This window comes from Kitasatospora sp. NPDC056783 (genome assembly GCF_042789895.1).
Classification (GTDB): Bacteria; Actinomycetota; Actinomycetes; order Streptomycetales; family Streptomycetaceae; genus Kitasatospora.
The window spans coordinates 13,409-33,410 of the sequence record NZ_JBHUAF010000046.1 but is presented as its reverse complement, the minus strand read 5'-3'; the positions used below and the strand labels follow the sequence as shown (position 1 = coordinate 33,410).

The window sequence follows — 20,002 nt, the reverse complement described above, 5'->3', positions numbered from 1 at the left end:
GTCGACAGGGCCTCGTTTCTGTTTCCGCGCTCCGGCGCGCGGAGCGTGCACCCGGCGCTCTCGCCGGGCTCACGCCCCCATCGCGCACCTTCGAGCAACCTGCGCCTCCGCGCGCCGGTGTCGCAGCGGACGGCCCGACGAACGGCCCGACGAACGGCTCGGCGGACCGGCGCCTCAGCGGACCGGGATCTCCAGGATCACCTTGGTCCCGCCGTTCGGGCCGGCCACCATGTCGAAGGTGCCGCCCAGCTCACCGGTGGCCAGCGTCCGGACGATCTGGAGCCCGAGGTTGCCCGACGTCTTCGGGTCGAACCCCTCCGGCACGCCGCGACCGTCGTCCTGCACCGTGATCAGCAGGTACTCCTCCGGCCGGGCGCCGCCGTTCCAGGTGTCCGACCAGCCCATCCCGGTCGCCGGGGCCCGGCCGCGCAGCGCGCTCACCTCCAGGTTCCCGGAGGCCGTCGGTCCGAAGGCGTGTTCCAGGGCGTTCTGGAGCAGTTCGGTCAGCACCATCGACAGCGGGGTCGCCACCTCGGCGGACAGGATGCCGAAGCTGCCGCTGCGGCGGGTGGCCACCCGGCCGTCCTGGGACAGCTCCATCGCCATCGCCAGCACCCGGTCGGCGATCTCGTCGAAGGCCACCTGCTCGTCCAGGGCCTGGGAGAGCGTCTCGTGCACGATCGCGATCGAGCCGACCCGGCGCACCGCCTCGTCCAGCGCGGCCCGGCCGGACTCCGAGTCCATCCGGCGGGACTGCAGCCGCAGCAGCGCCGCGACGGTCTGGAGGTTGTTCTTCACCCGGTGGTGGATCTCCCGGATGGTGGCGTCCTTGGTCATCAGTTCGCGGTCGCGGCGGCGCAGCTCGGTGACGTCCCGGCAGAGCACCAGGGAACCGGTCAGGGTGCCCTTGGGCTTGAGCGGGATCGCCCGCAGGGTCACCACTCCCCCCTGGGCCTCCACCTCGGTCTGCCGGGGCGCCCAGCCGCTCGCCACCTTCACCAGTGCCTCGTGGACGGCCGAGCGGGACGGCGGGGCGAGGTCGGCGGTGGCGCGGCCGAGGTGGCTGCCGACCAGGTCGGTGGTGAGGCCGAGGCGGTGGTAGGCGGAGAGGGCGTTGGGGCTGGCGTAGGTGACGACGCCGTCCGCGTCCAGCCGGATCAGGCCGTCGCCGACCCGGGGCGCGGCGTCCATGTCGGCCTGCTCGGCGCCGGGGAAGGGGAAGGAGCCGGCCGCGATCATCTGGGCCAGGTCGGAGGCGCTCTGGAGGTAGGTGAGCTCCAGCCGACTGGGGGTGCGGACGGTCAGCAGGTTGGTGTTGCGGGCGATCACCCCGAGCACCTTTCCCTCGCGCCGGACCGGGATCGACTCGACCCGGACCGGCACCTCCTCTCGCCACTCCGGATCGCCCTCGCGCACGATCCGGCCCTCGTCGAAGGCGGCGTCCAGCAGCGGACGGCGGCCGCGCGGGACGAGGTGGCCGACCATGTCGTCCTGGTAGGAGGTGGGCCCGGTGTTGGGCCGCATCTGCGCCACCGAGACGTAGCGGATGCCGTCCCAGGTGGGGATCCACAGCACCAGGTCGGCGAAGGAGAGGTCGGAGAGCAGCTGCCACTCCGAGACCAGCATGTGGAGCCATTCCACGTCGGCCCCGGTCAGGGTGGTGTGGCGGCGGACGAGTTCGTTCAGCGAGGGCACATGGCGAGGGTAGCGCCGCCGGTCCGGACGGGGCGCGGCGGACCGGAGGGCGGACCGTCCGGGGCCTGGTGGGAGGGCCTGGCGGGAGGGCCCGGCGGGCCCCCGTTTCCCGCCTGAGTTGTTTAGACCAATTTTCGGAGAGGCCTGGACAACCGAGATTGGTCTAGTCCACAATGAAAGGGCACCAAGGAGAGGCCCCCCGCGCAACTGCCCTGACCGCGCGCGGCCCCTCCTCGGTCGGACGCCGCCGAGCGAGGACCCCGCACAGTTCTCGGTCGAACCCGGCGCCCGACGACAGCTTCGGGCTACGGTGCCGCATGGGTTGAGGGTCCCGTGTCGGCGCCGTGGCCCGTAGTGTTTTCCGCCCCGAACCATGGCCAGCCGCTCAGAGAACGGCCCCCGGTCCACCAGCTGTGGACCGGGGGCCGGCTCGTTCGCGGGACGGGACCTAGCGCGTCTCGGTGACCTTGGCCAGGGCGCGCGGGGCGTCCGGATCCTGGCCGCGGGCGATGGTCACCTCGTGGGCCAGCAGTTGCAGCGGCAGGATCTCCAGGATCGGCTGCACCTCCTCCGGCACTCCGGCGGGCAGCGCGAAACCGGCCGAGGCGGCGTCCACCTGCGCCTGCTGCCCGACCACCACCAGGTCCGCGCCGCGCCCGCGCAGCCGGTCCAGCACCGGCTGGAGGGCCTCGCCGCCCTTGCCGTCCGGGACGATCGCGATGACCGGCGAGACGTTGTCCACCATCGCCAGCGGACCGTGCAGCAGGTCGGCGCCGGAGAACGGGGTGGCCGGGATGTAGGTGGTCTCCATCAGCTTGAGCGCCGCCTCGCGGGCGGTCGGGTAGCCGTAGCCGCGCGAGGTGATCACCAGGCGCTGGGCGAAGCGGTAGCGCTCGGCCAGCGCCTTCACCTCGGCCTTGCGGGCCAGCACCCCGGCGGCCAGGCCCGGCAGGTCCTTGGCGGCCCCACCTCCCCCGGCCTTCGGCCGGGGGTACCCCCATGCCCCCGCGAGGCCCTCGACCAGCAGGTAGAGCGCCAGCAGTTCGGCGGTGTAGGTCTTGGTGGCCGGCAGCGCCTTCTCCGGGCCGGCCAGCACGTCGATGTGGAACTCGGACACCTCGGCCAGCGGTGAGGCGGCGTTGTTGGTCACCGCGAGGGTGATGGCGCCGGCCTCGCGGGCGGCCTTGGTGGAGGCCACCAGGTCGGGCGAGCCGCCGGACTGGCTGACGGTGATCACCAGGACGTCGGTGAGGTCCGGCTTGGCACCGTACGCGGTGGTGGTGGACATCGAGGTCAGCCCGGCCGGCTTGCCGAGCAGGATCTCGATCAGGTACTTGGCGTACAGCGCGGCGTTGTCGGACGTGCCGCGCGCGGTGAGCAGGACGAAGCGCGGGCCTCGGGCGGCGATCCGCGCGGCGACCTCGCGGATCTTCGGGGCACCCTCGTCGAGGATGCGCTGGAGGACGGCCGGCTGCTCGGCCATCTCCGCCGCCATGATCCGGCCGGGGACGGGAACGGTCTGCGGGTCGGACATCAGGGTCTGCCTCCGATGGGACGGATTCGACCCCGCGCGGGCGGCTGCCCGGCGGGGACCTCCACGGCGGCGAGTCCGCACACTCGCTGCGGTCCTTCGTCCCGCAATCCTACGGGCGCGCCCGTCGCCGGGCACCTCCGTCCGCACGCCCGTCCGAACCCTCGCACGCCCCCGGCGCGCCCCTCGGCACGCCCCCGAGGCAGCGGGAGGGGCGTGCCGCGACGGGCGGTCAGCCCGCCTTGTTGATCAGCTGGTCGATCGCGGCGTCGGCCTCCTTGGTGGCCTGGTCCACCGACTTGCCCTTGAGGATCGAGGACAGCATGTCCGGGAGGATCTTCTGCTTCTCGATCGCGCCCCAGCCGGGAGCCAGCGGGGTGAACCAGGCGTCCGGGACGGCGTTGGCCGCGGCGGCGGTGGTCGGCTTGTTCTTCAGCGGGTTCAGCTGGGAGAGGTTGTTCGGCAGGATGTCCTTGTCGGCCAGCGCCTGCTCGGACTTGGTGCTGGTGAACATCCGGATCCAGTCGGTGGCCAGCGCCACCTGCTGGGACTTGGCGGTGACGGCGAGGTCGGAGCCGCCGATGAAGGTCGGCAGCGGCTTGCCGTCCGGGCCGGGCATGGTGGCCACCTTGACGGCGTCCTTGATGCTCGGGTCGCCGGTGACCGGCGCGGTGACGCTGGCCGCCTCGTAGCCGTTGCCGTAGAAGGACGCGGCGTGCCCGCGGGCCATCGACTCGAACTGGTTCTGCTCGTTGACCGTCAGATCGCCCTTGTTGTACTTGCGCACGAGGTCGACGAAGTGGCTGATGCCCTGCTGCGACTTGGCGTCGTGCAGGGTGCCGTGCCAGTTGCCGGCGCTGTCGAACTTGGCGATGCTGCCGCCGTACGCGGCCACGTAGCTCATCGCGGCGTACCAGTACGGGCCGGGCAGGTAGAGCGGGGAGTAGGTCTTGTCGGCCTTGTTCCGGTCCGCGATCTTGTCCAGCGCGGCCAGCAGGTCCGCCTCGGTCTTCGGGAACTCGGCGCTGCCGGTGGCCTGCTGGAAGGCCGTCGAGTTGTAGATGGCGACCCGGGAGCCCGCGTAGTAGGGCACGCACCACAGCTTGTCCTGGTACGTACAGGTGTTGGCGAGCGCCTTGATCCAGCTGTCGGAGTTGTCGAAGCTGGTGCGGTCCACCGGGGCCAGCGCGCCGGAGAGCACGTACTTCATGGTCTCGGTGTTGCCCAGTTCGACCACGTCGGGGGCGCTGCCGTCGGCGATGGCCTTGTCGAGCTTGCCCACCTTGTCGGCCCAACCCTGGTACACCAGCTTGAGGCTGACGTTCGGGTACTTCGCCGCGAACTCGTCGTTGACCCGCTGGACCAGGTCGGGCCAGTTCTTCTGGGCGTCGTCCATCAGCCAGACGGTGACGGTGCCGCCGGCGGCCTTCGGGTCGGCGGCACCGCCGCCGCCGTCGGCCGCGGGCTTCGCGGACGAGGAACAGGCCGTCAGGGCGACCGCCAGTGCCATGGTCCCGAGCGTGGGGATGAGCTGACGCTTCTTCACGCCGTCCTCCGAGGGTGTAGAGCCGTGTTGCCCGCCGGCAGCGTGATTGGCGCCCGCGGCAGGAGAGTCCGGACTGGGGGCGGCGAAGAGCTTCGGGTGGGGCCGATACCACATCCGGAGAGGTTTAATCTCGAACCGGATGACTGGACTCTGGCTTAGACCACAGGTGGTGTCAACGGCCAAAAGCCTTAGTTACGGGTGCCGTTGCAGAGCTGTTGTACCGCGTGGCCGCCAGTCGCCGTTCCGTCACCGTAAGTAGATCTTAAGGTGGATTTAAGGCCTGCTTGAGGGAACACGGTCACCTGAGGAATCCACGGGCCGAACACCGGGGAAACAGAACGGGCCCGCCATGCGACATGCGCATGACGGGCCCGTCGGCCGACGTCCTCCGGAGCGGGCCGGCGACGTCTCGTTCTTCGGTTCAGGCGACCGCTCCCGGCTGACCGGTGAGGACCTCCACGGCCGCCAGCCCGCACACCCGGGCGGCGCCATGGGTGGCGATGTACAGCGCGCCGGCCGGCTCGGACTGGGGCAGGCCCATCTCGACCACGGAGGCGTCCGGACGGGCCGCCACCAGGCGGCCCAGCGCGGCGGACATCCACGCGTGCCGGTGCGCGTCCCGGACCACCAGGACCAGACGACGGCCCTCGGCGCCGGCCAGCACCTCGTCGACCAGGGCGTCCAGCAGCTCCGGCGCGGCGTCGGCGGCCGACACCGCGCGGGTGCGGGTGCCGGGGAAGCGGTCGGCCAGCATGCCGGCCACGCCCCACGGGGTGGCGTCGCCGACGGCGATGTTCGGCTCGTCCGAGAACGAGGCCACGAACGGGCGCTCGCTCACCGGCGGCACCGCCAGGCCCGGTGCCCGGACCACCTTGAGCGCCCGGCGCGCGGCCCGCAGGCCGACCGCCAGGTCCGGCTCGACCCGCTCGCCCTGGGCCGCGATCCGGCCCCAGCTGCCCAGCGCCCGGACCCGGTCGGCGGCGTCCGCCAGCCGCTCCTCGGCGAGCCGGCCGGAGCGCACGCCCGCCACGATGGCGTCGCGCAGCATCAGCACGGTCTCCTCGTCGGCGAGCCCGCCGCCGACGCAGATCGCGTCCGCGCCGGCCGCCAGGGCCAGCACGGTGCCCTCGCCCATCCCGAAGGTGTCGGCGATGGCGCCCATCTCGATCGCGTCGCTGACGATCAGGCCCTGGTAGCCGAGGCCGCCGTCGGCCGGGGCGGCGCGCAGCAGGTCGCGCAGCACGGCCGGGCTCAGGGTGGCCGGCAGCTTCGGGTCCAGCGCCGGGACCATGATGTGGGCGGTCATCACGGCCTTGGTGCCGGCCGCGATCGCGGCCTGGAACGGGATCAGGTCGCGGGCCCGCAGCACGTCCAGGTCGATGTCGATGACCGGCAGGCCGTGGTGCGAGTCCACCGCGGTGTCGCCGTGGCCGGGGAAGTGCTTGGAGCAGGCGGCCACGCCGGCCGACTGGAGGCCCTCGACCCAGGCGGCGGTGTGCCGGGCGCACAGCTCGGGGTCGGCGCCGAAGGAGCGGACGCCGATGACCGGGTTGCGCGGGTTGGAGTTGACGTCCGCGGTGGGCGCCCAGTTGTAGTTGACGCCGGCCGCGGCCAGGGCCCGGCCCAGCTCGCGGGCGACGTCCCGGGTCAGCGCCGGGTCGTCGATCACGCCGAGCGCGAGGTTGCCCGGCCAGGACGAGCCGGAGCCCGCCTCCAGCCGGGTGACGTCGCCGCTCTCCTCGTCGATGGCGATCAGCAGGTCGGGGTTCTCCGCCCGCAGCGCCCCGGTGAGCGCCGAGAGCTGGTCGAGGTCGACCACGTTGCGGTCGAACAGCGCGACCGAGCCGAGGCCCGCGGCGAGGTGGCGGCGCAGCCACTCCGGCGGCTCGGTGCCGACGAAGCCGGGCTGGAGGACGGTCAGCGCGTCACGGTGCAGCTGGTCGCTGTCCGCGACGGTGGGAACGAGAATGCTCACGGTGGCTCAGCCCTTCACGGCGCCGTCGGTCAGACCGCCGACCGCCTTGCGCTGGAGGAAGATGAAAAGGATCAGCACGGGGATGGCGAACAGCGTGGAGGCGGCCATGGTGGCGCCCCAGTCGTCGCCGAACGCGGTCCTGAAGGACGACAGCCACACCGGCAGGGTCTTGCCCTCCTCCTTGTTGAGGATCAGGACGAGCGGGAACTCGTTCCACGCGGTGATGAAGCCGAACAGCGAGGTCGACATCAGACCCGGGGCCAGCAGCGGGAAGATCACCTTCACGAAGGCCTGGGTGCGGGTGCAGCCGTCCACCATGGCCGACTCCTCCAGCTCCTTCGGCACCGCGGCGATGAAGCTGCGCAGCGTCCAGATGGTGAAGGGCAGGACCATCATCATGTAGAAGAAGGTCAGCGGCACGAGGCTGTTCAGCATGTCGTTGTCGCGGGAGATGATGTAGACCGCGATGGTCATGACCTCCCACGGCGCCATCTGCGACATCATCACGACCAGCACGAAGGCCTTGCGGCCGCGGAACTTCATCCGCGCGATGGCGAACGACGCCAGGGTCGCGATCACCAGCGAGATGACCACCGCGCCGACCGTGACGGTGACGCTGTTGACGACGTACGTCCAGAAGTTGGGCGCGTTGACCGCGGTGGTGAAGTGCTCGAAGGTCGGGTTGAGCGGGACGAACACCGGCGTCGAACTGAGGATGTCGGTGTTCTGCTTGAACGACGTCGCGAACATCCAGTAGACGGGGAAGACGAAGAAGACGACGAGGACGGCCGCGGTCACGTTCAGCCAGGTACGTCCGAAGAGAGAGCGCCTCACAGCTCGTCCTCCTGCTTGATCATGATGCGGAAGTAGAACGCCATCAGCCCGCCCAGCATCAGGATGGTGAGCACCGCGATCGCGGCGCCGATGCCGTAGTGCTGACCGGAGGAGCCCTCCAGGAAGGCGTGCACCGGCAGGGTCCTGGTCAGGCTCTCGGGACCACCGGCGTTGACCGCGTAGACCTGGGTGAAGGACTTGAACACCCAGATGACCTCGAGGAAGGTCGTGGCCAGGAAGAAGGGCTTCAGGTTGGGGAAGATCACCGCGGTGAAGATCTTGACCGCGCCGGCGCCGTCCATCCGGGCGGCCTCGTAGAGCTCCTTGGGGATGGTCGTCAGACCGGCGTACATGTTGAACGCCACGAACGGGATCGACATCCAGACGATCAGCAGGATGATGATGAAGAACGTCGTGTACTCGTTGCTGAGCCAGTTGTAGCCGTGCATCGAGTGCCAGCCCAGCTGCTCCAGGATCCAGTTGACGACGCCCCACTGGGAGTCGAACAGCCAGGTGTAGACGGTGGTCGCGGCGACCACCGGCATCGCCCAGGCCAGCAGCAGCGCGATCTGGAGCACCAGCCGCATCTTCTTGCCGAGCTGGTTCAGCAGCAGGCCGACCAGGGTCCCGCCGACCATGATCAGCACCACGTTGACCAGGGTGAAGGCGACGCTACGGCCGGTGACCGCCCAGAACTCCGGGTCGGTCAGCTGCTCCTTGTAGTTGTCGAAGCCGTTCCACTCGGTCAGGTGCATCACCAGCTGGCGCCGGTTGAGGTTCTGGAACGACAGCAGAACCGTCTTGATCAGCGGCCAGCCCAGCAGGGCCAGCGTCGCCACGGTGGCCGGCAGCAGCAGCAGGTACGGTGCGAGGCGTGCGCCCAGGCCGGGACCGCCCGCGGATCTGGAGCCCTTCGGCGCGGTGCCCTTCGAGCCGCCGCCCGCGGCGCCCTTCTCAAAAGCCACAGCAGCCTTCCCTGGCTCCGGGGACTGTGTCTGCACCCGCTGCGAATGCACAGCCATCGTTCTCACTTCCTCACAACCGGCCACGACGGACAGGCGCCGCCCACCGACCCCCCGCCGGGGGTCGGTGAGCGACGCCGCTCAGTGCTGCTACTGCTTCTGGTTGAGCTTCTTGGCGATGATGTCGTCGTACTTCGCGGCCGTGGAGGCGAAGTCGCCACCCTGGAGGACGGCGGTCAGGAACTCCTTGACCGGGTTCGGGTTGTCCTCGACGCTGGCCCAGTTCGGGGTGTTCGGGGTGATCGCGCCGGAGGCCGCGGCGGCCTTGGCGGCCAGGGCGAAGTCACCGGTGATGGCGGCGTCCAGGGCCGGCTTGTTGGTGGTGATGCCGGCGGCGGCGAACAGGCCCTCGTTCTTGTCGTTGAGGGCGACCTTCATGAAGTCCTTGGCCATGTCGGTGTTCTTGCTCTGCGAGGCGATCGCGAGGTTGGAACCACCGAGGAACACGCCGGTCGGCTTGTCGGCGGTCTTGCCCGGGAGCGGGAAGAAGCCGATCTTGTCCTTGGTCAGGGCGGCCTTCTCGTCCGGGAGCTCCCAGCCGAGGCCGATCATGGCGCCGACGTTGCCCTTGCCGAAGACGTCCTTCTGCTGCGGGGTCGCCTCGTCCTTGTCCTTCGGACCGGTGACCGAGTAGCTCTGGAGCTTCTTGTAGGTCTCGAAGGCCTTCTGGCTCTCCGGCGAACCCAGGCCGCCGACCCACTTGTCGCCGTCCTTCTTGGCGATCTTGCCACCCTCGCTGCTGAGCAGACCGAAGTAGACGTACCACTCCTGACCCGGCATGTAGATCGGGTCGGCGACGCCCTCGGTGGTCTTCAGCTTCTCCAGGTCGCTGTAGAACTCCTCCAGGGTCTTCGGCGCGCCGCTCAGGCCGGCCTTGGCCCACAGGTCCTTGTTGTACGCGACCACGCGGTTGGTGACGTACCACGGGGCGGCGTACTGCTTGCCGTCCAGGACGGCGGACTCGTTCTGGTTGGCCGGCCAGGCGTCGCCACCGAAGGCGGCCTTGTCCTTGGTGATGTCCAGCAGACCACCCGAGGCGGCGTAGCCGGCGGTCTGGGTGTTGCCGACCTCCAGGACGTCGACCGAGCCCTCGGACAGGGCGGTGGTGACCTTGGCGCCGATGCCACCCCACTCCTGGGCGGTGAACTCGACCTTCGAGCCCGGGTAGGTGGTCTCGAACTCGGTCTTGACCGCGTCGGTCCAGCCCTTCGGGGCCGAGCCGGTCATGGTCCAGACCTTCAGCGTCTTGCCCTTGTACTTGTCGGCAGCCGAGGCGGCGGAGGTCGAGCCGGACTTGTCCTCGCTCTTCTTGCCGTCCGAGCTGCAGGCCGCCAGGCCGACGACCATTGCTGCGACGCCGACCGCCGCGATGAGCTGACGCTTCACGCCATCCTCCTGAGGGATGCCTGGGTTGCCCCCGTCGGGCGGCAGCGGCAGACCCACACAAAGCGGGGGATAAGGTGCCGCGGACCCCATCGAACGGGTGGGGGGATTCATAGTTACCGGTCTAGTGGTGTAGACCAGATGCCTGGAGCTTGGCCTAGACCAATGGGCCTGTCAACGGCTGTTCGGCCGATCTCCACCACCCGTTATCAAGACGACACCGCACATCGTTCATCGCGTGATGAGGTATTCGTTCCGTAGCCATACATGCAACGATGTGAGCCGTTAACGATGTGGCGGGGCCGCGGAAGGCCCCGCGAGAAGCGGGAGAACAGGTCCGATGAGCAGCGACGGGGGATCCACCGCCCAGGTCAACGACCCCGAGGTGAACAACCTCCCGACGCAGGCCGGCACCGATCCGACCGCGCGCGTCCCCAAGTACTACGGCCTGAAGCGGCACCTGCTGCAGCTCACCGAGACCCAGCCCGCCGGCACCCCGGTGCCGCCCGAGCGCGCGCTGGCCGCCCAGTTCGACACCTCGCGCACCACCGTCCGCCAGGCCCTCCAGGAGCTGGTGGTCGAGGGCCGGCTGGAGCGCATCCAGGGCAAGGGCACCTTCGTCGCCAAGCCCAAGGTCGCCCAGGCCCTCCAGCTGACCTCCTACACCGAGGACATGCGGGCCCAGGGACTGGAGCCCGCCTCCCGGCTCGTCGAGATCGGCTACATCACCGCCGACGAGCGGCTCGCCCCGCTGCTGGACATCAAGCCCGGCGGCCGGGTGCTGCGGATCGAGCGGCTGCGGCTGGCCAACGGCGACCCGATGGCCATCGAGGTCGCCCACCTCTCCGCCAAGCGCTTCCCCGCCCTGCGCCGCAACCTGGCCAAGCACACCTCCCTCTACGCGGCGCTGCGCGAGGTCTACGGGGTCACCGTGGCCGAGGCCGAGGAGACCATCGAGACCACCCTGGCCAACCCGCGCGAGGCCGGCCTGCTCGGCTCCGACCTCGGCCTGCCGATGCTCCAGCTCTCCCGGCACTCCTTCGACGCCGAGGGCGATCCGGTCGAGTGGGTCCGCTCGATCTACCGCGGCGACCGCTACAAGTTCATCACCCGCTTGAAGCGTCCGGAGTAGCCGCACTCCCCCACCGCACTTCGGGCACCGGCGCGCGCGACCCGCGCACCGGTGCCTTTTCGCATTCCGCGACGCCGCTCTCACGCGCTGCGACGACGGCGTCCATTCCGGCCATCGCGGCGCCGCATTTCCGCCCCGCGGCGGCGGACATCGGCCGGTTGCGTCCGAGTGATGGGAACTTCCGTCAATTCCGGTGACATGGATCACCCCATGCCCTAGATTGCCCAGCCGTAATGACCTGACTGCCGATCACCGATGGTGCTGCTCGGCGGGTCCGTACGGCGCCCCGGCGCCGGCCGGGCTGCGGCGCCGACGGGGAACCCCTCCGGAGCGGAGCCGAAGATGCCCTCTGATCCCCCCACCGTCGACGCCGCCGGGCCCGAGCCGGCCGGCGGCACCGTCCCGGCCGTCACGCCCGAGCGGGTGCTGGCCGGTCTCGCCCTGCTCGTGCCGATCGTCGCGATGCTCTGGGTGTCCTCGTACGACAAGACCGAACCCGACCTGGCCGGGACGCCCTTCTTCTACTGGTACCAGCTGCTGTGGGTACCGGTGTCGGCCGTCTTCACGGTCACCGCCTACCTGCTGATCGACCGGGACGAGAAGGCCCGCAAGGCGGCCCGGAAGGGCGGTGCGCGATGAAGGACGTCAACGTGCCGGCCCTCGTGGTCTTCGTGCTGTTCTTCGCCCTGGTCACCGTGATGGGCTTCCTCGCCTCGCGCTGGCGCCGCGCGGGCGACGCCGCGCACCTGGACGAGTGGGGCCTGGGCGGCCGCAGCTTCGGGACCTGGGTGACCTGGTTCCTGCTCGGCGGCGACCTCTACACCGCCTACACCTTCGTCGCCGTCCCCGCGGCGGTGTACGCGACCGGCGCGGCGGGCTTTTTCGCGGTGCCGTACACGATCATCGCCTACCCGCTGGTCTTCCTCTTCCTGCCCCGGCTCTGGTCGGTCTCCCGGGTGCACGGCTACGTGACGCCGGCCGACTTCGTGCGCGGCCGCTACGGCTCGCGGCCGCTGTCGCTGGTGGTCGCGCTCACCGGCATCCTGGCCACCATGCCGTACATCGCCCTGCAGCTGGTCGGCATCCAGGCCGTGCTGGACGTGCTGGGCGTCGGCGGCGGGGAGAACGCCAACTGGTTCGTCAAGGACCTGCCGCTGTTCATCGCCTTCGGCGTGCTGGCCGCCTACACCTACTCTTCCGGCCTGCGCGCCCCGGCGCTGATCGCCTTCGTCAAGGACGCCCTGGTCTACATCGTGATCATCGTCGCGGTGATCTACATCCCGATCCGGCTGGGCGGCTACGGGCACATCTTCGACTCGGTCGCGCAGCACTTCAAGGAGACCAGGACCGGCTCGCTGACCCTCCCGGAGAACAAGCAGTGGGCGTACGCCACGCTCGGCCTCGGCTCGGCGATGGCGCTGTTCATGTACCCGCACTCGGTGACCGGTGTGCTGGCCTCCAAGTCCCGCACCACCGTGCGCCGCAACATGGCGATCATGCCCGCCTACTCGCTGATGCTGGGCCTGCTCGCGCTGCTCGGCTTCATGGCGATCGCGGCGGGCGTCGGCAAGGGCGTCAAGGGCTTCAACGCCCAGCTGTCGGTGCCCCAGCTGTTCGCGAGCATGTTCCCGGACTGGTTCACCGGCGTGGCCTTCGCCGCGATCGGCATCGGCGCGCTGGTGCCGGCCGCGATCATGTCCATCGCGGCGGCCAACCTGTTCACCCGCAACGTCTACAAGGAGTGGCTCAAGCCCGCCGCCACCCCCGCCGACGAGACCCGGATCGCCAAGCTGGTCTCGCTGCTGGTGAAGGTCGGCGCGCTGGTCTTCGTGCTCGGCATGGACAAGCAGGCCGCGATCAACCTCCAGCTGCTGGGCGGCCTGTGGATCCTGCAGACCTTCGTGGCGATCGTCGGCGGCCTGTTCACCCGCTGGTTCCACCACTGGGCGCTGTTCGCCGGCTGGGCGGCCGGCATGGTGTACGGCACCTGGAAGGCGTACGGGATCGCCAGCCCGGCCACCAAGCACTTCGGCGGCAACGCGGCCGAGATCCCCGGCATCGGCGAGATCGGCTACATCGGCGTGACCGCCTTCGCGCTCAACCTGATCGTCGCGGTGGCGCTCACCCTGGTGCTGCGGGCGGTCAAGGCGCCGGTCGGCGCGGACGAGACCAGGCCGTCCGACTACAGCGCCGAGGCCGGCGACGAAGAGCTGGAGAACGCGCCGGAGCCTGTAGCGGCGCACTGATTCGCGCGGTACGCGCCCTGTGATCGCGCCGCCTTCTCCGTGAACACTGGAGGAGGCGGCGCGATCATATGTATGAACAGGCGTGCACGCCGGGCACCACCAGACCGGACCGGCATCCGGCCGGAACCTGATCGACCACGGGGAGCTCGCGGCCATGGCAGAACTCGGCACCACCCTCAACGGCCAGCACCAGTCCACCCAGCACCAGCCCGTCCAGGGCCCGCACCAGCAGCACGTCACCGCCCAGAACCCGCACCTGCACCACGTCAGCGGCCACCGCGCGGCGGTGTCCGGCCGGCTGCCGTCCGTGCTGATCGCCACCCGGCACGGCGAGTCCACCGCCAACGTCGAGTTCCAGCTCGCCGAGGCCGCCGGTGCGCTGAGCGTCCCGATCAGCTGCCGCGACGCCGACATCCCGCTGTCGCTCCAGGGCCGCCGGCAGGCCCAGGCGCTCGGCCACTGGTGGGCCGCGCTGCCCAGCGCCGACCGCCCGCGCAGCGTCTGGTGCTCGCCGTACGTCCGCACCGTCGAGACCGCCCGGATCGCGCTCGCCCAGGCCGCCGGGCTCGGCGCCGTCCCGGTCACCCTGGCCGTCCGCTACGACGAGCGGCTGCGCGACCGCGAACTCGGCGTCCTGGAGATGCTGCCGAAGGCCGCGATCGAGGCCAAGCACCCGGAGGAGGCGGCCCGGCGGCGCAAGATGGGCGAGCTCTACTACCGCCCGCCGGGCGGCGAGTCCTGGGCGGACGTCGCGCTGCGGGTGCGCAGCCTGCTGCGGGACCTGTGCGAGGAGGAGTCCGGCCGGCCCGTCCTGCTGGTCGCCCACGACTGCACGGTGCTGATGCTCCGCTACGCGCTGGACCGGCTCAACGAGGAGCAGCTCATCGCGCTCGGGCCGGTGCACAACTGCTCCACCAGCCTCTGGCGGGCCCAGGACGGGCGGCTGCGGCCGGACGGCTGGAACGGGGTCGGGCACCTGACGGCCCCGGCGGACTGACGGCCCGCCCGCTCGACCCCGGAGGGCCGCCCCACCAGCCGGTCCGGCACACTGGCCCGATGGACTTCCTCATCCGCGAGGCCCTCCCCGAGGACCTCGCCGCCGCCGGCCGGATCACCGTCGACGCCTTCGTCGGCGGCGGCTTCACCTCCCCCGACAGCCCCTACGTCGAGCGGCTGGGCGACGCCGGACGACGGGCCCGGGAGGCCGAACTGCTGGTCGCCGTCGACGCGGCCGGAGCCGGGGTCCTCGGCAGCGTGACCTTCGCGGTCGGCGGCACCGAGTGGGCCGACATCGCCACCCCGGGGGAGGGCGAGATCCGGATGCTCGCCACCGCCGCCGCCTCCCGCGGCCGCGGCGTCGGCGAGGCGCTGGTGCGCGCCGCCGTCGCCCGCAGCCGCGAACTCGGCCTGGCCGGCATGGCGTTCTCCACCCAGCCGACGATGACCACCGCCCACCGCGTCTACGAGCGGATAGGTTTCCGGCGCGCCCCCGAGCGCGACTGGGAGCCGATCCCGGGGATGCGCCTGATGGTCTACACCATGGCGTTCTAGCGGGGCTTCTTGTCGTACCCCGGCGCCACGTAGACGGTGTACCGGCCGTGCTTGCCGCTCGTCACCACGGTGACCACCCGGTACCCGGCGGCCTTCAGCGTCGGCTGGATCTCCTTGTCGATGGCCCCGGTCTGGGTGAAGTCCAGGACCACGACCTTCCACTCGTGGGCCTGGATGCCGGCCTGGATCGCGGGCACCCCGTTCTGCATCCGACCGGTGTCCGGGTTCCGCCGGTACACGGACACCAGGTCGTGCCACTGCTGCCAGTTGCTCTGCTCGCGCAGGTAGTACGCGGGGACGTTGTAGTTCTCGACCAGGTAGCGGTCCTCGCCCTTGACGACGTACGGCTCCAGCGCGGCGACGAACTCCTTGGAGTTCGACCACTCCCCGTACATCTCCCGGCCCTGGGCGGTGCCCGCCCAGGCCAGCGGGCCGACCACCAGTGCCGCGGCCACCACCCCGGCCACCAGGTGCAGCCGCTCCTTCAGCCACAGCACCGCGCGGGCCAGCACCAGGCCCGCCACGACGCAGGAGAACCAGGCGCCGAAGTCGACGTGCTTCTGCAGCGACAGCCAGGTGTGGATGCGGATCTGGTTGACCGGCGCCATCATCCCGGCCAGCAGCAGGAGCAGCGCCAGCCAGAACTCGGACCAGGCCGGGCCGCCGCGCCGCCGCGCCCGCACCAGCTGCACCAGCACCCCGGCCAGCGCGACCAGCAGCAGCGGGCCGACCCACCGGGCGGCCTCCGAGGCCACGTAGGAGTACGAGTCGTGGCCCGGGTTGCGCTTCAGGGTGGTGTGGTTGAAGCCGTCGACGCTCTTCTGCCCGGCCGCCAGCGCCGCCGCGCCGATCGTCACCACGAAGGCGAGCAGCACCAGCAGGCCGCGCCGCCAGGCCTCCCAGGTGCGCAGCGACCCGCGCGGCCCGGCCAGCACCGCGATGCCCGCCACCACCGGCACCCAGAGCAGCGCGGCGTACTTGGTGGCACCGGCCAGGGCCAGCAGTGTTCCGGAGGCGACCAGGCTCGGGTACCCGCCGCCGGTGGTCAGCCGCACCGCGCAGTACCCGGCCCAGGCGAGGATCGCCAGCGCCATCGCGTCGTAGGTGGCCAGGCCGCCGAGGAACTGGGTGGGGCCGAGCGCGGCGAAGGCCGCCGCCGCGCAGAACGCCGCGAGCGAGCCGTGCAGCCTCCGGGTGGCCAGGTGCACGGCCGCGGTGGCGGAGAGCATGAACGCCAGGCTCAGCAGCCGGGCGCCGTTCAGCCCGCCGAGGAAGTCCGCGACGGCCACCACCACCGGGTAGATCAGCGGCGATCCGGAGAAGAAGGACTCGTAGTCCGCCACCGGGTTGCCGTGCCGCAGGTGGGCGATCTCCTGGTACCCGGCGTAGATGTAGGTGCCCTCGTCGATGAAAGCGGTGTTGCTGAGGATCAGGTGGTACGAGAGCGCCGCCTGGATCAGCAGCACGGCCACCAGCGGCAGCCAGTCCGCCCGCAGCGCCGGCCGGGCCGGGTGCGCCACCGGGGGTGGGCCGGACCTGCGGCGGCGCCGGTCGGCGGCCGGGTGGCCCGGCCCCGGCCCGGTGGCCGTCCGGTCACGCTCGCCGAGGGCCACCCCGCCCGGCCTGGCGTCGCCGAGGACCGGCTTTCGGGTGGACTCGGGCCGGATCCAGCGGCCGTCCGCGCTCATCAGTACTGCTCCTCATCTGGGGATTCGGCACCCCGGAAACGCCCCTGGCGGGGGTGTGTCCCGGGTGCACCACGGCCGCCGCCCCACACTGCCGGGGACGACGGCCGGACGTTCGAAAGGGCCGGTCGGCCCTGTGGCGGGTCCCGCGGACGGTGTGCACCGGACCGCGCGACCCGCCCCTGCGGGGGTCAGCCGCCGAGCCAGGCCGCGGCCGGCGCGACGGACGGCGGCGAGCTCGGGCCGGCCACGATCTTGACGATGTCGGCCTCGGGCAGCACCTGGTTCCACACCTGGATGTCGGCCACCGCCCCGTGCCAGGGGTCGGCCCACTGCCCGTTGGAGCTCAGCCGCCCCACCTGGAGGGAGTTGGTGCCGCTCGGCTGCACCCCGGCCGACTTGGCCGAGGACTGCGGGGCGCCGTTGACGTACAGGGTGAGCTGGCCCGACGGGTCGTCGTACACCCCGGTCAGCAGCACCCACTGGTTGACCGTCGCGTCGCCCTTGGACCAGGCGATGGCCGAACCGCCGCCCGGCACCTGGACCTTGAAGTACCACTGGTCGTGCCCGTTGTTGCCGGCCCGGCCCATCGAGTAGGAGTAGTACTGGCCGTCGCCCTGGCTGACCGCGCTGCGGTTGCCGTTGGGCACGTCGACCAGCACCCGCGCGGAGACGGTGAAGCTCTTGCCGACGTCGACGACCGAGGTGGACGTCGAGGCGAACGAGTCCTGGCCGCTGGGAAGTTTGAGGACCTGTCCGGAGAAGCCGGCCATCGTCCCCTGCTTGGCGTCGGCCCCCAGGTTGAGCGCGGCCGTGCCCTTCTTGGCGGGCAGCGAGCCGACGGTCGGCGGGCTGTCGATGCCCTTGCCGGGCGGCGTGCTCCCCTGGCCCGACGGGCTCGTCGGGCTGGACGGACCGGGGCTCGTCGGCCCCGGGGTCTTCGGACCGGGCGTGACGGGGCCGTGCGTCGTCGGGTCGTCGCCCTTCTTGGAGTGCTGGTAGTACCAGAACCCGCCGCCACCGGCCGCGGCCACCACCACGGCGGCGGTCACCGCGCCGATCAGCTTGCGCCGGCGGCCGCGCTTGGCGGCCTGCTCGTTCCGGTCGGCCAGCGCCTCCCAGTCCGGCGTGCCGGAGGACGGGGCCGGCAGGCCGGAGGAAGGGGCCGGCGGCTGGAAGCCGCCCTGCTGCTGCCAGTGCGCCACGGGCTGCTGGCTGGCCGGCGGGAACGGCTGCCGGTCGGCGGCCGGTCCGGGCTGCGGCATCAACGGCTGTCCCGGCAACGGCTGCCCGGGCAACGGCTGCCCGGGCAGCGGTTGTCCCGGCAGCGGTTGTCCCGGCAACGGGTGGACGGGCGGCTGCTGGACGGGCGGCTGCGCCTGCTGCGGCGCCACCGGGCCGGGCCGCACCGGCCCCGGCACCACCGGGGCGGGCCCGCCGCCCGGCTGCGGCACCGGCGGCACCGGCTGCGGCACCGGATGCGGCGTCACCTGCTGGGGCTGCGCGGGTGCGGCGGGCGGCGGCCCGTAGCCGGACGCGGGCCCGAAGGCTCCGCTCGGGGACTGCGGTGGCACACCGGTGGCCGGAGCGGCCCCCCCGGCCGGTGCCTGCCGCGGTGGCGTGGCGGGCCGGCCCGGCTCGCCACTCGGTACCGGTCGATCGCTCATGGGCCGAATGCTAGGGCATCGGCCCCGACACGCCCATGGGGGGTGCGTGGACGAATCGTCAGTTCGGCCGCCCTTCACCGAGTACGACGCGGGGTCGCCCGACCCCGGTCACGCGACCCCGTTGTACGGCAGCTTCCAGCGCTGCGAGACGGTGTCCGCGCACGGCCGCAACTGCACCACCGTCCCGTCCGCGAGCGCGCCGCCCGCGGTGCCCAGGCACAGCCCGGTGTCCGGATGCCTCAGTCGCTGCCCCGGTGCGGTGACCCAGCGCTGCGCCGGGCCGCCGGTGCAGTCGGCGAGCGTCACCGAGGTGCGGTCGGCGGCCGGCGCCAGGCAGGCCGCTCCCCCGCGCAGCGACCCGTCGTTGCCCACCGTCCAGCCGGTCGAGACGGCCTGGTCGCCGCAGGACCCGACGGTCACCGGGGTGCCGGCCGCCCCGCCGCCGCCGTGCCGCAGGCAGATCCCGGGCGCGCCCGCCGGGACCTCGCCGGCCGGCAGGCCGACCCGGTTGTGGAAGGCGAAGGACTCGCTGCGCAGGCCGGTGCCGCCGCTCCAGACCTCGAAGCCGGCCTGCACCCGGCACAGGTAGGAGCCCGTGGGGACGTACCCGCGCGCCATCGCGTCGGCGGTGAACAGCCGCAGGTCGAGGCCGCGGGTGGTGTGGGTCGGTGCCGTGCGCACGTAGCTGATGACGCTGTGCGGGCTGGTGATCGGCGCCTGGTACACGTGGTAGGCCGCGTCCCCGAACGGCTGGGAGTCCGCCACCTTGTCACCGGCGGGCTTCACGTTGTCGGTGGCGTCCAGCCAGATCATCAGTTCGGCGCTCTCACCGGGCAGGCAGTTGCCCGGGCTGGAGCCGTACCAGAGGTCGAAGGAGAGGTTGAAGGAGCCGCTCACCTTGCCGTTGGCGTCCCAGTCGACGGTGGCGTCGCCGAGCGCGCTCACCGGCACCGGCAGTCCGTTGGCGCCCGGGGCGGTGGAGACGTTGGGGTAGGCGCCCGGGGCCAGCGGGTTCTTGGGGACGAAGTCCTCGGCCCGGGAGAACGTGAACCCGCTCGACCCGACCGGCTCCACGCAGACCGTGCCGGCGGTGTTCCACGGGTTGGGTTCGAGGATCTTGCTGCCGCCGTCCATCGCCAGCTTGGGGAACGGTTCCCGCGCGGTCGAGCAGAGGCTCTGCGCCGTCGCCGTGGCGGCCGGCGGCTCGTCCGCCGCCCGGACGTCGCCGCTGCAACCCGCCAGCAGTACGGCGCCCGCGCCGAACGCGGCGACCGCCCGCAGCCCCCGCGCCAGCCGCCCGGCCGTGCCGTCCTCGATGATCATCACTCTTCCCCGCACCGTCCTCGACCGTGGAGCGGACTACCGTACACAAGCCCTTCCACCACACCTCGTTCACATCACGATCAGAACTCGATATCGGTTCCGAACGGCGAACCGCAGGTGGGGGAAGCCGCTGGAAAGGGGTCGGTCCCGTACGATCCTGCCGTCCCCCCTCTGCCCGGCCGACAACGGCCGCCGCACGGGGACGGTTCAGAATCGACACGGTTCCGGGGGAGTAGAGCACGTGACTGTCACCGAGGGCCCGCGCCTCGCGGGAAGCGGCCGGCCACCCGTCTCACGACGCCGCAACCGGCGCGACCCTGGCGCCCGCACCCGCTGGGGCCTGCTCCCCCAACCGCCGGACAACTCCGAGAAGTACCTCTACGCCCGCACCAACCTGTGGGTGCTGACCTGC

Annotated in this window: 15 protein-coding genes; 5 read left to right on the top strand and 10 right to left on the bottom strand. The window is 71.6% G+C overall.

Features of this window, described 5'->3' with window-relative positions:
- Window positions 1-174 precede the first annotated feature (174 nt).
- The 7 genes from ACFRMQ_RS10305 to ACFRMQ_RS10275 form a co-directional block, all read right to left on the bottom strand.
- Complete coding sequence (locus ACFRMQ_RS10305) at window positions 175-1,695, bottom strand: sensor histidine kinase (RefSeq protein ID WP_380729006.1); 1,521 nt, start codon at window positions 1,693-1,695, stop codon at window positions 175-177.
- A gap of 448 nt (window positions 1,696-2,143) precedes the next feature.
- The gene (locus ACFRMQ_RS10300; protein WP_380729004.1) at window positions 2,144-3,229 is read right to left on the bottom strand and encodes an SIS domain-containing protein; all 1,086 of its coding nucleotides are present in this window, start codon (window positions 3,227-3,229) and stop codon (window positions 2,144-2,146) included.
- Window positions 3,230-3,458: 229 nt separating this feature from the next.
- Entirely contained in the window at window positions 3,459-4,736 is a 1,278-nt protein-coding gene (locus ACFRMQ_RS10295) for an extracellular solute-binding protein (protein ID WP_380729014.1), read from the bottom strand.
- Between the two features lie 457 nt (window positions 4,737-5,193).
- Complete coding sequence (locus ACFRMQ_RS10290; protein WP_380729002.1) at window positions 5,194-6,747, bottom strand: glycoside hydrolase family 3 protein; 1,554 nt, start codon at window positions 6,745-6,747, stop codon at window positions 5,194-5,196.
- A 6-nt stretch (window positions 6,748-6,753) separates the two neighbouring features.
- Window positions 6,754-7,581, bottom strand: coding sequence for a carbohydrate ABC transporter permease (locus tag ACFRMQ_RS10285; protein ID WP_380729000.1), 828 nt, complete (start codon window positions 7,579-7,581; stop codon window positions 6,754-6,756).
- On the bottom strand, window positions 7,578-8,603 hold the full coding sequence (locus ACFRMQ_RS10280; protein WP_380728998.1) for a carbohydrate ABC transporter permease: 1,026 nt from the start codon (window positions 8,601-8,603) through the stop codon (window positions 7,578-7,580). The genes ACFRMQ_RS10285 and ACFRMQ_RS10280 overlap by 4 nt, the downstream gene beginning before the upstream one ends.
- 90 nt (window positions 8,604-8,693) lie before the next feature.
- The gene (locus tag ACFRMQ_RS10275) at window positions 8,694-9,989 is read right to left on the bottom strand and encodes an extracellular solute-binding protein (protein ID WP_380728996.1); all 1,296 of its coding nucleotides are present in this window, start codon (window positions 9,987-9,989) and stop codon (window positions 8,694-8,696) included.
- Window positions 9,990-10,326: 337 nt separating this feature from the next.
- Here ACFRMQ_RS10275 and ACFRMQ_RS10270 point away from each other — a divergent pair, with 337 nt between their 5' ends.
- The 5 genes from ACFRMQ_RS10270 (at window position 10,327) to ACFRMQ_RS10250 (ending at window position 14,915) form a co-directional block, all read left to right on the top strand.
- Window positions 10,327-11,118: a GntR family transcriptional regulator gene (locus ACFRMQ_RS10270; RefSeq protein WP_380699719.1), complete on the top strand. Its 792-nt coding sequence runs from the start codon at window positions 10,327-10,329 to the stop codon at window positions 11,116-11,118.
- Window positions 11,119-11,460: 342 nt separating this feature from the next.
- A complete protein-coding gene (locus ACFRMQ_RS10265) occupies window positions 11,461-11,757 on the top strand; it encodes a DUF3311 domain-containing protein (protein WP_380728994.1) in 297 nt (98 codons plus the stop codon).
- Window positions 11,754-13,364, top strand: a complete 1,611-nt coding sequence (gene mctP / locus ACFRMQ_RS10260) for a monocarboxylate uptake permease MctP (protein WP_380728992.1) — start codon at window positions 11,754-11,756, stop codon at window positions 13,362-13,364. The genes ACFRMQ_RS10265 and mctP overlap by 4 nt, the downstream gene beginning before the upstream one ends.
- A 154-nt stretch (window positions 13,365-13,518) precedes the next feature.
- Window positions 13,519-14,361, top strand: a complete 843-nt coding sequence (locus ACFRMQ_RS10255) for a histidine phosphatase family protein (protein WP_380728990.1) — start codon at window positions 13,519-13,521, stop codon at window positions 14,359-14,361.
- Window positions 14,362-14,420: 59 nt separating this feature from the next.
- Complete coding sequence (locus tag ACFRMQ_RS10250; protein ID WP_380728988.1) at window positions 14,421-14,915, top strand: GNAT family N-acetyltransferase; 495 nt, start codon at window positions 14,421-14,423, stop codon at window positions 14,913-14,915.
- On the opposite strand, the gene ACFRMQ_RS10245 is transcribed toward ACFRMQ_RS10250, so the two are convergent.
- The 3 genes from ACFRMQ_RS10245 to ACFRMQ_RS10235 form a co-directional block, all read right to left on the bottom strand.
- A complete protein-coding gene (locus ACFRMQ_RS10245) occupies window positions 14,912-16,603 on the bottom strand; it encodes an ArnT family glycosyltransferase (protein ID WP_380728986.1) in 1,692 nt (563 codons plus the stop codon). The genes ACFRMQ_RS10250 and ACFRMQ_RS10245 overlap by 4 nt on opposite strands.
- 188 nt (window positions 16,604-16,791) lie before the next feature.
- Window positions 16,792-18,267 (bottom strand): LamG-like jellyroll fold domain-containing protein, encoded by a 1,476-nt coding sequence (locus ACFRMQ_RS10240; protein WP_380728984.1) that lies wholly within the window; start codon window positions 18,265-18,267, stop codon window positions 16,792-16,794.
- A gap of 108 nt (window positions 18,268-18,375) precedes the next feature.
- Entirely contained in the window at window positions 18,376-19,590 is a 1,215-nt protein-coding gene (locus tag ACFRMQ_RS10235; protein ID WP_380728982.1) for a ricin-type beta-trefoil lectin domain protein, read from the bottom strand.
- Window positions 19,591-20,002: the final 412 nt, after the last annotated feature.